At 40.0% G+C, this 13,457-nt stretch carries 13 protein-coding genes; 8 read left to right on the top strand and 5 right to left on the bottom strand.

What is annotated here, in order from left to right:
- Nucleotides 1–17: 17 nt before the first annotated feature.
- The gene (gene nth, locus JI665_RS07025; RefSeq protein WP_206838147.1) at nt 18–674 is read left to right on the top strand and encodes an endonuclease III; all 657 of its coding nucleotides are present in this window, start codon (nt 18–20) and stop codon (nt 672–674) included.
- Complete coding sequence (locus tag JI665_RS07020) at nt 671–1,195, top strand: YpoC family protein (RefSeq protein ID WP_206838142.1); 525 nt, start codon at nt 671–673, stop codon at nt 1,193–1,195. Before nth ends, JI665_RS07020 begins: the two co-directional genes overlap by 4 nt.
- A gap of 421 nt (nt 1,196–1,616) precedes the next feature.
- Here JI665_RS07020 and JI665_RS07015 read toward each other — a convergent pair whose 3' ends face one another.
- Nucleotides 1,617–4,310, bottom strand: a complete 2,694-nt coding sequence (locus JI665_RS07015) for a penicillin-binding protein 1A (protein ID WP_206838141.1) — start codon at nt 4,308–4,310, stop codon at nt 1,617–1,619.
- 42 nt (nt 4,311–4,352) lie between these two features.
- On the bottom strand, nt 4,353–4,964 hold the full coding sequence (gene recU, locus JI665_RS07010; protein WP_206838139.1) for a Holliday junction resolvase RecU: 612 nt from the start codon (nt 4,962–4,964) through the stop codon (nt 4,353–4,355).
- Nucleotides 4,965–5,160: 196 nt separating this feature from the next.
- On the opposite strand from recU, the gene JI665_RS07005 reads away from it, so the two are divergent.
- The 3 genes from JI665_RS07005 (at nt 5,161) to JI665_RS06995 (ending at nt 7,433) form a co-directional block, all read left to right on the top strand.
- Nucleotides 5,161–6,153 (top strand): DUF2515 domain-containing protein, encoded by a 993-nt coding sequence (locus JI665_RS07005; protein WP_206838138.1) that lies wholly within the window; start codon nt 5,161–5,163, stop codon nt 6,151–6,153.
- Between the two features lie 566 nt (nt 6,154–6,719).
- A complete protein-coding gene (locus tag JI665_RS07000) occupies nt 6,720–6,983 on the top strand; it encodes a hypothetical protein (RefSeq protein ID WP_206838136.1) in 264 nt (87 codons plus the stop codon).
- A 72-nt stretch (nt 6,984–7,055) separates the two neighbouring features.
- Complete coding sequence (locus tag JI665_RS06995; RefSeq protein ID WP_206838135.1) at nt 7,056–7,433, top strand: YppE family protein; 378 nt, start codon at nt 7,056–7,058, stop codon at nt 7,431–7,433.
- A gap of 25 nt (nt 7,434–7,458) precedes the next feature.
- Here JI665_RS06995 and JI665_RS06990 read toward each other — a convergent pair whose 3' ends face one another.
- The gene (locus JI665_RS06990) at nt 7,459–7,674 is read right to left on the bottom strand and encodes a YppF family protein (RefSeq protein WP_009332703.1); all 216 of its coding nucleotides are present in this window, start codon (nt 7,672–7,674) and stop codon (nt 7,459–7,461) included.
- A gap of 319 nt (nt 7,675–7,993) precedes the next feature.
- On the opposite strand from JI665_RS06990, the gene JI665_RS06985 reads away from it, so the two are divergent.
- The 3 genes from JI665_RS06985 to JI665_RS06975 all read left to right on the top strand — a co-directional run bounded on the left by JI665_RS06985 (nt 7,994) and on the right by JI665_RS06975 (nt 12,069).
- Entirely contained in the window at nt 7,994–8,566 is a 573-nt protein-coding gene (locus tag JI665_RS06985) for a YppG family protein (RefSeq protein ID WP_206838133.1), read from the top strand.
- Nucleotides 8,567–8,804: 238 nt separating this feature from the next.
- Nucleotides 8,805–9,668 carry an ABC transporter permease subunit gene (locus JI665_RS06980; RefSeq protein ID WP_206838131.1) on the top strand — a complete coding sequence of 288 codons (864 nt, stop codon included), beginning with the start codon at nt 8,805–8,807 and terminating at the stop codon, nt 9,666–9,668.
- The gene (locus tag JI665_RS06975) at nt 9,661–12,069 is read left to right on the top strand and encodes an ABC transporter permease subunit (RefSeq protein ID WP_206838129.1); all 2,409 of its coding nucleotides are present in this window, start codon (nt 9,661–9,663) and stop codon (nt 12,067–12,069) included. The genes JI665_RS06980 and JI665_RS06975 overlap by 8 nt, the downstream gene beginning before the upstream one ends.
- 113 nt (nt 12,070–12,182) lie before the next feature.
- Here the strand turns inward: JI665_RS06975 and JI665_RS06970 are convergent, their stop codons facing one another.
- A complete protein-coding gene (locus tag JI665_RS06970; protein ID WP_206838125.1) occupies nt 12,183–12,647 on the bottom strand; it encodes an Hsp20 family protein in 465 nt (154 codons plus the stop codon).
- Between the two features lie 112 nt (nt 12,648–12,759).
- Nucleotides 12,760–13,452 carry a Crp/Fnr family transcriptional regulator gene (locus JI665_RS06965; protein ID WP_206838122.1) on the bottom strand — a complete coding sequence of 231 codons (693 nt, stop codon included), beginning with the start codon at nt 13,450–13,452 and terminating at the stop codon, nt 12,760–12,762.
- Nucleotides 13,453–13,457: the final 5 nt, after the last annotated feature.

Here is a 13,457-nt window from a genome sequence, read left to right as displayed (position 1 = left end):
GTAAGTTGGTGATTTCTTTGTTAAATAAAACACAAATTAGATACTGCCTTGATGCAATGGGGGAAATGTTCCCGGAAGCACACTGTGAATTAAATCATTCCAATCCATTTGAACTGGTCATAGCTGTAGCACTATCGGCACAATGTACTGATGCTTTGGTAAACAAAGTGACAAAAAACCTGTTTCAAAAGTATAAAACACCCCAGGATTACCTTAATGTTACCCTTGAGGAACTGCAGGAGGATATCCGCTCTATTGGTCTTTATCGCAACAAAGCTAAGAATATCCAAAAGCTATGCAGATTGCTTCTGGATGAATATGAGGGTGTAGTGCCGCGCGACAGGGATGAGCTTACAAAACTTCCTGGAGTAGGCCGCAAAACTGCTAATGTCGTTGTCTCAGTGGCTTATGGAGTGCCTGCCATTGCAGTGGATACTCATGTTGAACGAGTAAGCAAAAGGCTTGGCTTCTGCCGCTGGAAGGACTCTGTACTTGAAGTTGAAAAGACATTAATGAAGAAAGTGCCGATGGATGAATGGTCAATAACTCATCATCGTATGATCTTTTTTGGAAGATACCACTGTAAGGCACAGAATCCTCAATGTGAGATTTGCCCTCTGCTGGATTTGTGCCGGGAAGGCAAAAAACGAATGAAGGTAAAGCAAGCAAAATGACCGGGGAGATAGCCATTCCTGTTACAGAACAATTATGCCATCCCTTGTTTTACAAAAAGAATGATTCATTGGCTGTAAAAGAAGGATCCCTTTCAGCTTATCAGCCTCTCCTGCCATTTTTATATGATGCGGCTTTTTATGCGGGCATACCTGCTGTAAGGCCTTGGGAAACCAGCGATAAATATATTCCGGTCTTAATGAATGAGTGGGCAGGGCAGAGACAAGTTTTGAAAATGCACTTCTCAAACCGGGACCAGAAGGCAGCCTTAGGTCCGATGAAAGTATCTTTGGGAGTATTTTTACAGCTATTGTATTGGGCAAACAGCAAGCCGGTAAACCTTCAGTCAGATCCTGGAGAATTGCCAATAAAGCCAATGAACCTTAAAGAACGGCTTAATTTCATTTTTGCACGACCGGCTTTTTATCATTCTTATATACAGCTGTCTGAACTAATGGCTGAAATGGAAAAGCAATATATGAAGATGCTTGCATTGGAAAAAATAAAGAGAAAGCGCCTGTAAATGATAGGCGCTTTTTTCTATGGCTAGAGAAAAAGGTCATCAGTTTTAATAGGCCGCACGAACTGCACGTGCTGTGCATAAATTCCATTAAGCCGCGCGCAAAAGGAACGAAAGCGCGCACAAACTGTAGAAATGCACGCACAAAAGATTGAGATCCGCGCAAGACCCAGAGTTTCGCGCGTAACTAAAAAAAGCCGCGCTCAAAAGGAAGGAAAGCGCGCGCAAACTGGTGAAATGCGCGCACAAAAGGTCGAGGTCCGCGCGAACCCCAGAGTTTCGCGTATAAAAGGAGGTAGTGTGCCACAAACCCCCATAACCCGCGTAAAAGTGTACCAGTACAGCTCATTTCCAAAAAAACTCAGCAGTACATAGACAAAAAAGAGCTGACTCATCACTGAGTCAGCTCTTTACTTCTATTTAGTTATGTGCCAGATCCATTTCCAGAACCGCTCGAGCCTGAGGTTCCGCTGCCAGTGCCGTTTCCGCCGCTGCCAGTATCTCCTCCAGTACCCGTTCCGTTCTCTTCTCCGGTACCGGTATCACCTTCTCCGGAACCATCACCATCACCGTTTCCGGCTCCTTCACCATCTCCGGATCCATCTCCGGAACCATCTCCGGAACCATCACCATTACCATTTCCAGAGCCGTCTCCATTTTGGTTTCCGCCCTGGCCGTCTTCACCATTTTGACCTTCTTGACCATCCTGTTCTTCTTCGCCAGTTCCATCCTGTCCTTCACCTTCAGTTTCATCTTCTTCGATGACGCTTGGATCAGGGATTTCTACTTTTACAGTAGCTGGGTCACTTTGCTGATCACCGTTAAATGCTGTTACTTTAAAGGTATATACAGCTCCTGGCTGGGGATTGGCAATTTTTAAGCCTTTTTCTGAAGTAACGCTAAGCTGCTGATCTCCGCCTTCATTTACGGATACCGTCACTTCAAATTGAGTGCCTTCTGCATCTTCTGGATATTCCCATGATAATGTAATTTCATTTATCTCCTGGTCAAAGTTCGCTGAAAGGCCAGAAGGGGAGTCCAGTTTATCAAACTTCTCAGACACTTGTGTCGGAGCATTGCCTTTTACAGCATACTCATAAATGATTTGGTCCTTAGGCGTGAATTGGCTTGCAAGTTTGGCAGGGTTGCTGCCTTTTTCAATCGCTACTTTCTCAACTGAATTTGGGACCTTGAAGTCTTCTGTTTCTTTTCCTTCTGATACATGTGCCATTAAGCTGCTGAACAGTTTTTGAGCAATTTTTTGCTCATCGCCTGCCGGGATATAATTTTTTCTATCCTGGTAGCCGGTCCAGACAGCCGCTGTATAGTTAGTTGTATATCCTGCAAACCAGGCATCAGGCACAGCACCTCCAGGAATTCCAAACTCCTGTTCCTGTTCATCGGTGTAGTTTGTAGTCCCCGTTTTTCCTGCTACAGGCAATCCTGGAACATCTGCCAGACGGCCGGTTCCATAAGAAGACTTAACTACGCTTTTCAGCATATCACTGATCATAAATGCTGTATAATCTTTCATTACTACTTCAGATTCAGGTTTCAAATCAAGCTTTGTGCCGTCACGCATTTCAATTTGCTTGATGGCATGAGGCTCAGTGTAAAACCCATTGTTTCCAAATGCACTGTATGCGCCGGCTACCTGCAGAGAGGAAACCTCATAAGCGCCGATAGAATAGGACTCATACATCTCTTCCATTGGAATGCCTAATTTATTAGTAAATTCCAATGCTTTATCAGTCCCTACTTCCTGAAGTGTTTTCAGGGCAGGGATATTACGGGAACGGGCAAGGGCTTCACGCATAGACATAGGGCCCATATGCTTTCCATCCCAGTTATTGATCTTTGTTCCTCCGGAGTATGTGTGGGGTTCATCAACTATAGTATGATAGGTTCCCCATTTTAAATATTCGATTGCAGGTCCATAATCGACAATCGGTTTAAAAGTTGAACCAGCATGTCTTTTTTGATCTACGGCAAAGTTAAATCCGCGTTTTACTTCCTGATTGCGTCCTCCGCCAATTGCTCTGATTTCACCGGTTTTTGTATCAAGCAGGGTGATTCCCGCCTGGAACTCGTCATCTGGATACGCTACCGCTGCATCAGTGTTTAAGATGTTTTCTACGTGCTTCTGTGCATCAGGATCCAAGGTCGTATAAATTTTTAGTCCATCAGAATAAGGGTTTAGATCCGGGTATTTATCTTCCACTTCATCCAAGACAACGTCGATAAAGGAATCATATTTTGATTCATTTGTTTCTCTTTTTTCTTCAGCCACAAGTGTAGATTCCACAGGAACTTTTTGGGCTGCTTCCATTTCTTCTTTTGTAATGAAACCATGCTGATTCATTAAAGAAAGGACAATATTTCTTCTTTTCTCTGCCTTGTCAGGATGATCAAAAGGATTATAATTGTTCGGGCTTTGCGGCATGCCGGCTAAAAGGGCTGCTTCATGCAGCTCCAGCTCAGCAAGTTCTTTACCGAAAAAGATTTTCGATGCCGTTAAAACTCCATGCCCTTCAGACATATAAATCTTGTTTACATACATTTCAAAGATTTCCTGTTTTGTATACTTGCGCTCAAGCTGGAAGGCGAGCCAGGCTTCCTGAGCTTTCCTGCTTAGCGTTTTTTCATTATTTAAGAAGGAGTTCTTTACCACCTGCTGGGTAATCGTACTCGCCCCTTCCGAACCAAATCCGCGAGTTACGTTGGCAATTACTGCACCGCCTAATCGTATTAAATCCATCCCATTATGTTTGTAAAAGCGGACATCCTCAGTTGCCAAAAAGGCGTCTTCCACTAGTTTGGGTATATCTTCATAAGCGACATAATCACGGTTTTCGGATCCTACATCTGTAATGAATTCGCCATCCATATCGTAAATCTGTGAAGAAATTGGATCCTTCAGCAATTTTTCATCAAGTTTTGGTGCGTCTTTCACCATAAAAGCAAAAGCGCCTGCTCCTAAAAGCATTCCAGCAATTCCGAGGGCAATTAAAATAAGAAAAATACGTTTAAAAGTGCCTGTGCCTTTTTTCCCGCCCTTCTTTTTAGGCTTGGATTGCTGTTTGCGGCGCTCCTCTCTTGATTGATATTTTTCAGTCATATCTATGTTCATCCTTTCTTAACAATGGAACTGTAAAAAAACTTATTTAAGGGTATAAAGATAATCTATTATCTTAATATAGTCAATTCTGGGCTGAAATCCAAGCGGAATGTGATGGCCATGCATTTCGATTTCACCCTTGGTAATTGATTTTCTTCCCCCATCCTTCATTCTCTCCCAGTATGAGAGCAAATGATGTGCTTCTAAAAGGAAAACTTCTTCGGTAGCAGAGAAGCGGAGAAGAACAAAACAAATCCCTTGCTGGGCTAGTACCTTCTCCATGTGCTTCACCTGGTGTTCATGAAAATTCTTTAAAGGGAAGGAGGTCGTGTTCTGAGTTTCTTTTGCTTCAAAATCAATATATCTCCCTTTATACACACCATTATAATCGGTTGTTGAAGCTTGTTTGAAATATGCTTCTTTAATAACGGCCGCACTTCTCTTTGGATAATCGACCTGGACGATTTGAACAGGAGTAGGCTTTTTATGAATAGTGGCTATTCCCTGTTCCAAATAGAATTCATTGGTTTCATTTATATCTTCCTCCAATGTCATTCCACGATTGCTGTAGGTCCATTTCTTCTCTGGTGTTAATTTTTTGGCGCTATTAGCAGGTGGGGTATATCTTCTGCCATTAGGATAATGGAAATTCATGCATTCACCTCGTTTTAAACTCCTCCCTATAATAACAAAAGTAAGCTTGATTTGGCTGAATAAAAAGTTCTAAATAACAAAGTATATAGGAAACTCCATTTGAGCATTATTTCCGGTTTTAATCGTGTTACAGAGTCATTTGGCATGTCTGCCTGCTGGCTAAAGATAGACCAATCAGTTTCTGAGGTGAAATGAGATGTTCCTTCCTGGGAAATTCTTGGACAGCCATGAGAAAAAGGAACAGGCAATTATGGATCATATTATGAAGATGACAGCAAAATATAACCTGGACAATATTTCAAGAACGGAAGCCTATTTCCGGTTTTATAAAAAGCATCCTGAGATTCGCTGGGCGTTTCTTGCTTCCATGGTGTCTCGAAATGCCGGCTGGAATATGTGTGATCTTGAAGGAAGCTGTTTTCCTAAATTGATAGGAAAGAAATTGAGGGATATGCTTTATATTACATATGAAAGGGCCAATTGGCTGATTTTTCAGGATGCATTTCCACAATTGCTCCTCTATCATTATTCGACGAAAATAAATAGACCAATGTTTCATTTATTAAAAATTTTTCATGTATCGGCATTTATGGAACAGGAGTGGCTTTCTTTCTGGAAAAATAGAAATAAAAAGAGGTTAATGATCTCACTGATTATCAATGAACAAAATGTTATCCAAGAACCAGTAATGGAACATGAAATTTATAAGAATAAAGTTTTTCATACATTGCTTTTTTCCTTTCAGGACTATCTTCATTTTAGTTCTGTAATCTTCCCTACGTGTAAAGGGGAATTATACGGGGCAAGTGTAAATGGTTTCCGATCGGTGTCCAAAAGAATTGATCTTGGAAAACGGCTGGCTGAAATCTTATTTGACACCAGCTATTATGGGGACGTGTATGAATTTGCTTCAGGCACAATTCATACTGGTTCAAGGCATGATTATGAGAAATACTTTAAGGGAAGACAACGGAGAACCACCCCTTTCTTACGCTGTACATACCCAATAATCACACATCACATTCATCAATTTAATGATTGGTCTGTAAAAAATCGCATTAAGAGTAAATGGTCATCAGAATCAGTTGTCCTAAAACACCCTGTCCATATTACAAAATGGTATTTGCATAAGCAGAAACAGCTTCATACTGCTGCGAAGCTGGGAAAATTAATTCGCTTGCTTTGTTAGCGGAACAGTGAAAAAAAGCAAGGAAGCCCTTGCTTTTATATGAATTTATAAAGTATAACAATGTAATAACTTTGATGAAAAAATATCTGCATCCAGCTCCAGCGCCTAGCCCCTCGGGTCATAAGCCAAATCACTCCAGAAATCAGGATTTCCTGCGTAATTCGTCTTATGCCTGTCGGGGGCTGATCAAGGCGCTTCCGCCTTTGTTCTTTTAAGTTGAAGGGCGGTCAGGGCCTTCAAGCTTCTTATTGCCATAGCCTGTTTTTGTTTCTTCCAGCTTTTTTGGCTGTGCTTTATTTTGTTTTTCTTTTTTTTCCATTACATTACACCTCCGTTAATTAGTTTGTTCAATGACGCTATTTTCATTCTTCCGGGGGCTGTCGAAACCATGTTGCTGAATTGCAAATTAGTACTTTCTTTGACGAATCACTTCTAGTTTTGTCATGCATGGAGGAAACCTACGAGCGAAATAGAATTATGTAGGCACACAGCAAAATTTTCACTGTATCCTTCGTCGTATTTTATTGCAGGAAGCAAGGAGAAATAGAAATCGGGAGGTTTTTTGTATGCAGGGAAAAATGGTAGAAAAAGATGAATTGCTGGCCATGCTTACAGAAATATATGATCAGCTGGAAGAGCTTGAAAATGTACTGGAGTCTAATTTGTCGGGACTTCGTCAGGATTGGTATTATGAACAGACAGAAAAACTGGAGGTTTGCGAAAGCAGGCTGGAAGCGATTGAAGTGGATATGACAGTAATCAAGTCTGAGGCAGACAATATAGAAGACGCAAAAAGGTCAGCAGGAATGAAGCTTGAACTTGGCTTCTAATTGGCATAGAATAGCAGTATCCTTCAGTAGCTAATGTTGACTAGCTACTTTTATTTTTGGAGATGAAGCTGAATGAATCGTGAAAAAGTACTGCTGCAAATGACAGAACAGCTGCTTGAATATGTGGAAATCTCAGACAGCAGGTTTAAAAAAGTTAAGGAATCAGGTGAAAAGGGTGATTTTTATAATGAAGTCAAACCTTTTGCTGATGATGTTAAATCCATAAATGATAGATGGAAAGATGAAGCCCTGAAGTGGATTGGCATTCATAACCCCCGAAATCTTTATCCTCAGCAGATTGAATCTGCTGCTGAACATATTGAAATGGTTTCCATTCAGGCATTTTTCCCTGAAACAAGCAAAACCAGGTTCATTAATTATGTTAATTCCGCCGTGTATGTCCTAAAGCAATTGATAAAATTAGCAGGTGAAGAAAAAAAGGGAACCTGAAATAGGATCCCTTTTTTTTAATTTCTTATGCATTTACTGAATCCTGGAGGGTGTTATCTTTGTAGCTTTCCGGAACGGCCGCTCCTTGAGCTTCAAGCTCACGAACGAGATTTCGATAATCTGTACTGGAAATTTCATTATGGATATAGGCCTTTTTAGCAAAATCCAATAATTCATTAACATTTTCAGGAGTATACTCCCGCAGCTGATGAAACTTCATTTTTAGTTCGTGAACATTCATGATATTGCCTCCTCTGAATATTGATTCGCGGAGAAATTCCTTCCCCGCAGCCCGGTAAATGAAAAAGGGGACAAGAAACTGTTTTGTTTTTTATATCCTATCATGAAAATTTATTTTTCATCGTTTTTAAAAAAATCAAACTTCCGACACCATTCTTCATAGTTAGACAAAAACGGAAACCGCTTCCATTATTAATCTTAATGATCCTTTCACATTCTGGGCAAATCTTTCATATATTATATTGGTGATAATTAGAAGGCTTTTGCCTGGAATTATTGCTAATATACTTATATTTTTTGAATGGGGAGGATGTTTGCCCATGTTTGGCCGAGTAATGAATAGAGCGAGCCATCTTCAGCCATACGGCCATTTAAATCAAAGTATATACATGGATCCATTTTATATGGGGGCGAATGGCCAATTTTATATGAGGCAGCAGCCAATGCAGAATTATTATAATTCTGCTGGACAGTATAGCCCTTATTATTTGCCTTATAATATGGAGTATCATCAGCCGCCTCAGATGGCAGGATTGCAGCAGCAAAATTATTCACCAAATCCCTATCCGCAGCATAACTATGACCAAGGATACTACGCAAAGACCGGTTCGAAAAATGCTGGTGTTTTTCAAAACCCATTAGAATCTGAAGATTATTACGGAACTCAGGCAAGCAAGTCCGCTGCGCAGCAGATGCCGTATATGAATCCGTATCCTAAACAATCATTCATTCCTAAACAGCCATCCGGAGTGCAAAGCATTATGAATTCCTTTAAAGCCCAGGATGGTTCGCTTGATCTCAATAAAATGGTGGACACCGCAGGTCAGATGATGTCAGCTGTAACGCAAGTGTCATCAATGGTAAAAGGAATTGGCGGAATATTTAAAGCTTAACTGATCATGGCCGAAATGGCCTTTTTTTTTGTCTATTATTATAGTGGCATGGAATTATATATAAAAATCAGACTTGAAAAAAAATTAAATATATTTGAAAATAAAATAGCTGGTCTATTATTTGCAACTCCCAAAAAACAGGAATTATTAACCAGGAAAATGTAATTGTATGATTGACAAAATTTAGATAAAAGTGAAAAATAGAAAAATGGCTCATGGTCATTAAAGGGGGATTTGTATGGTTCGTGCGCTTCAGCAAATATTTATCATATTTATATTGATTTTGCTTCTTGCGGCAATGCCAAAAATTATTTCTGTTGATCCATTAAGCGGGAGTCTTGATTGGAGCTTTGAAAGTTTACCTCAGATTTATGGTGATTTTATTAAAGAAGTAAGCGGGGGCAGCCTGGGTACCTATCAGCTCGGCCGGCAAACTCGTCCTATAGCCGGGGATATTGCTGATAACTTTACTACAAGTCTGTTAATTGTATTGATAGCTGTGAATGCTTCCTTAGTTATAAGTCTTATTTTCGGAGTTTTTATCAGCCGTTTCAGGCTTACTAAGCTTTTTGGGGCTTTCTTGAATATCCTTGCGTCCATACCCGACTTTATAATCATTGTAATGTCTATGATTCTTGCCGTTAAAATTTATAAAATGACGGGGATCAGAGTGATTTCACTCAGGCCGGATGGAGGAGCCCTTAACATCTGGTTTCCAACAGTGCTCGCAAGCTTAGCTCCAACTCTATATCTATTTAAGCTTGTTTCGGTAAAATATTATCAAACAAGCGGGGAGGACTATATTAAGACTGCAGTTGCTAAAGGAATGAGCTTGAATTACATAAATTTTCAGCATGTATTTAAAAATTTGGAGCCATTTATTAAATCTGAGCTAATCAAGGTGATTTCCCTGGCCATTGGCAATCTCTTCATTATTGAACATATTATGAATGTCTCCGGCATAACGAAATTTATTTTTCAGAGCAATGAGGTCCAGCCGATCGCAATTGGCTTGTTTGCCATGCTTTTAATTTCTCTAATTGTCTATATTTCTAACAGACTCATATTCTATCTGTTTAAACGGGGTTTTATCTATGAATAAGATGCTAAAAATAAATTACTCCTTGATTATCGGAATTCTTATGGTTGCAGTCCTGTTATTTTTCAGCATATTTGGGCCTATTCTTGCACCGCATTCATTGACTTCGGCATTGGAAACACAATATACAGACGGGAAGGTTTTGGCTCCGCCATTGGAGCCCTTTGAATCATCCTCCTATCCTCTGGGGACTGACAAATGGGGCTACGATCTTTTGTCCATGATTTTATATGGATTAAGATACACTGTCTTTATTGCAGCTGCTGTTACGATCATTAAAATGGCTTTCGGAACCATCATCGGTTTGTATGCTGGCAGCTTGAAAAGGACACCAGGCTGGCTGATTGCTTTTGAAAATGCATGGAGCTATGTTCCGCTGTTTCTGATCCTGTATTTTTTCCTGGCGCCAATAAGCTTCAACAGCAGCCTTAAGCAAAATGTATTAATAGTCTACTTTATAGTTATTGCGTCAATCATAAGCATTCCCAGCATAGTGTCATCTGTAAGGCTTAAAACCGCTGAATTATCTAAATCCGTTTATATTGAAGCGGCCAAAGCACTGGGAGCTGGAAAACACCGTTTGATTTGGAAGCATATATTCCCTCAGTTAAAGGAAACGTTCCTTGTTATGTTTATACTTGAAATTGTGTATGTGATTGCTCTTATGGGACAGCTGGCGCTTTTGAATATTTTTGTCGGCGGAACCATTATGAGATTTGACCCCATCATATACCTATCAGCTACAAAAGAGCTGTCAGGGCTTGTTGGGCAGGCAAGATTGAACATCTATGGAAACACTCATATATTAGTTGCGCCGCTTGCGGTCCTTTTATATACAACAGTATCCTTCAGTCTCCTGGCAAATGGATTGAAGAATCGATTTCAGTCAAATTACCAGCGTACACCATGGATTAGGACAGGGCATGAACCGTTAATTCAGCCTTCCAGAAAACAATATGGCCGAAAAAAGAAATTTTGGTCTTTTTCTGCCCCTAAAGCAGCCTTTTCTGCATTAGTCATTGCTTTTGCTGGTGCTGGAATCTATGTAACTGCAGCAAAAGACGCCAATATTGGCGTTAGAAGCGGAAGCCACGCGGATTACAACATTGATCTGAAAATGAATGGCGAAGGCTATTTCACTGCCGATGCTACTATCCAAATGAAAAACCAATCAAATAAAGAATGGAAAGAGCTTGTATTTTATTTTATTCCAAATGTTTTTACAGAGGGTCATACATTTGATTCTGTTGAAGGAACGTCTGAGGCAGATATCAGGAAGGTGACAGTGAATGGGCAAAAAGCGTCTTTTAAGTTAAAGGGTGATACGTTAACCATAAAGTTAAAACCTGAAATGAAAGATAAAAGCAGACATAATGTAAAGATTGAATATGCATTTACAGTCCCTGACAAAGGCAGCCGCTTTTCAAAAGTAGACACAAACTATTATCTTGCTCAATGGTACCCTATGGCTGCAGTATATCAAAAAGGCAAATGGAATAAAGAGCCTTATATGGAAGGGCTGGAAACATTTCATACAGGCTTCTCTGATTTCAACGTTTCCTATAAACTTCCAAAAGGGTATTCTCTGGCTTCTACAGCAGACAAAGATCCGGCAGAAGGGAAAAATGAAGGGAATATTAAAGCCAAAAATGTCAGAGACTTCTTCATTGCTGTCATGAAGGATATGGAAGTTTATGAAACGGAAGCGAAAGACGGTGTGAAGGTCAGATTATTTTCAAGAAGCAATCATGATAAAGATCATGAAGCTTCATTGACTCTGGCAAAAAATGCATTAACATTCTATCAGGATAATATAGGAGACTACCCGCATAAACAGCTTGACATCGTATTGGATGATGGACAATTTATGGAATATCCCGGTATTGTAACTATTAACCCATATATTGATGATAAGAGGTTTTATGATATTTCTATTGTCCATGAGATTGCTCATCAGTATTTTTATGGCGTAGTGGCCAATGACCCATACAATAATGCATGGATTGATGAAGGAATTACTGAATTTGCCACCTCTATGTACTTCTATGCAGGTCAAAATCAGGCTGAACGACAGGCATTTGGCATTTCCCATTATCGAATGGAGGCCATTGAAGAAGCTGGCTTTGGCAGGCAATATTCAAATGTGCCGGTTAATGAGGTAAAGCATACAGGCTATATCTACGGGCAGCCTGCTCTGGAGATTTTACAAATGATTCAGGAAAAGTATCCCTTAAAAGGGGAATCCCCTAAAGCAGTGGGGATGCAGTTCTTGTCCGATTATTATCAAAATTTCCGTTATAAAGAGGTCGATACGAAGGAGTTTATATCCTTCACAAAAGATTACTTCAGTGTTCCGACCGGGTATTTCAATAATTGGATTGATACATCTAAACTAAACAGCTAATTAGCACCTTTGATTCAGTTCATTCAAACAAAAACAAGCAGGCATTGATTCTGCTTGTTTTTGTTTAACCCGACCTTATTAGTGAATCAATTTTACATGGCTTGCAGGCAGGATCAGCTTTCATCGATCACGATTCTTTTTCCCTGCTGCTTTGGCACTGTGATTTGCAGAAGGCCATTTTGGTAAACTGCCTTTACTTTCTTTTCATTAACTGGCTGGGGAAGGGGAACGGTCCGGCTGGAACGCTGCATGCTTTGCTGTCTTCGGAAAACTTTATTTTTCTCATCCTCTTCTGTTATCATCTCAGTGGACTTGACAGAAATGGTTATATAATTGTCCAGGATGTCAATTTGTATTTGCTCTTTATTTATTCCTGGAAGTTCTGCACTAATGATATGTTCTTTTTCGGTTTCCGCAACATCGACATGGAAGGAAGAAGAAGTTGGGAAGGGATTCTTAAAGAAATCATCCATAGTCTGCAGAAATCCTCTAACGGGTTTTTCATGAAAAAGCTGATTCATCGATTTCATTAAGTCACCAAATGGCTCATTTCGGTCTTTTTTCTTTGGATCCTCCATATATACATCCATCCCCTCTCAAACAGGATTTTTCAACATATCCTATGCTGCCCATTGGGTGGATGTTCCTGCCGGCATTAAGGTAAAAGAAAAAAACCGCATAGTGCGGTTTTTAAAAGATTGTCTCTAAGAGCTGATCAGGATCTATGATTAAATGTCCATCCTGATCTGTTTCAATTAACATTTCTTTTTTCATTTTTGTTAAAGTCCTGCTGACCGTTTCCCTTGTAGTGCCAATCATATTGGCAAGGTCTTTATTGGTGAAGTCTCCTTTTAAAATAAAGCTGCCGTCTTCACGCTTTTGCCCATGCATTTTGGCAAGACGGACAAGCAATTTGATGATTTGTTCATAAGTATTGTTTAAAATTTGCGCTTCCAGCCTCTCCTGCAGATCGACAATCTTCTCGCCCAGAACTTTAAACACCTTTATGCACAGCTCAGGGTTCTCAATTAGTACCTTTTCGAATTGCGAAATTGGCACAACGACGAGCTGAGCATTTTCCAGCACCTCCGAAAAAGCCGGATACCCGCCTTTTCTGAAAAATCCTACATGAGGGAACATCTCGCCTTTTGTTAAGATGGCAACAATCTGCTCTTTTCCATTAATGTCACTTCTATAAATCTTAACTCTGCCGCAGTTAATAAAATAAACATTGTCAAGCGGGTCATCCTGAAGAAAAACGTGACTTCCTTTTTTCCATTCCCGAGAAATTGATATCTCTACCACTTTATCCAGCTCTTCATTGTTCAGTTCTTTAAAAAGAGAGAACTGGGAAAGAACTCCCTTAATTTCTTCTGCTCTCATAATCC

This window comes from Bacillus sp. NTK034 (genome assembly GCF_017303275.1).
Classification (GTDB): Bacteria; Bacillota; Bacilli; order Bacillales; family Cytobacillaceae; genus Cytobacillus.
This window is presented reverse-complemented; position numbering and strand designations above follow the sequence as displayed.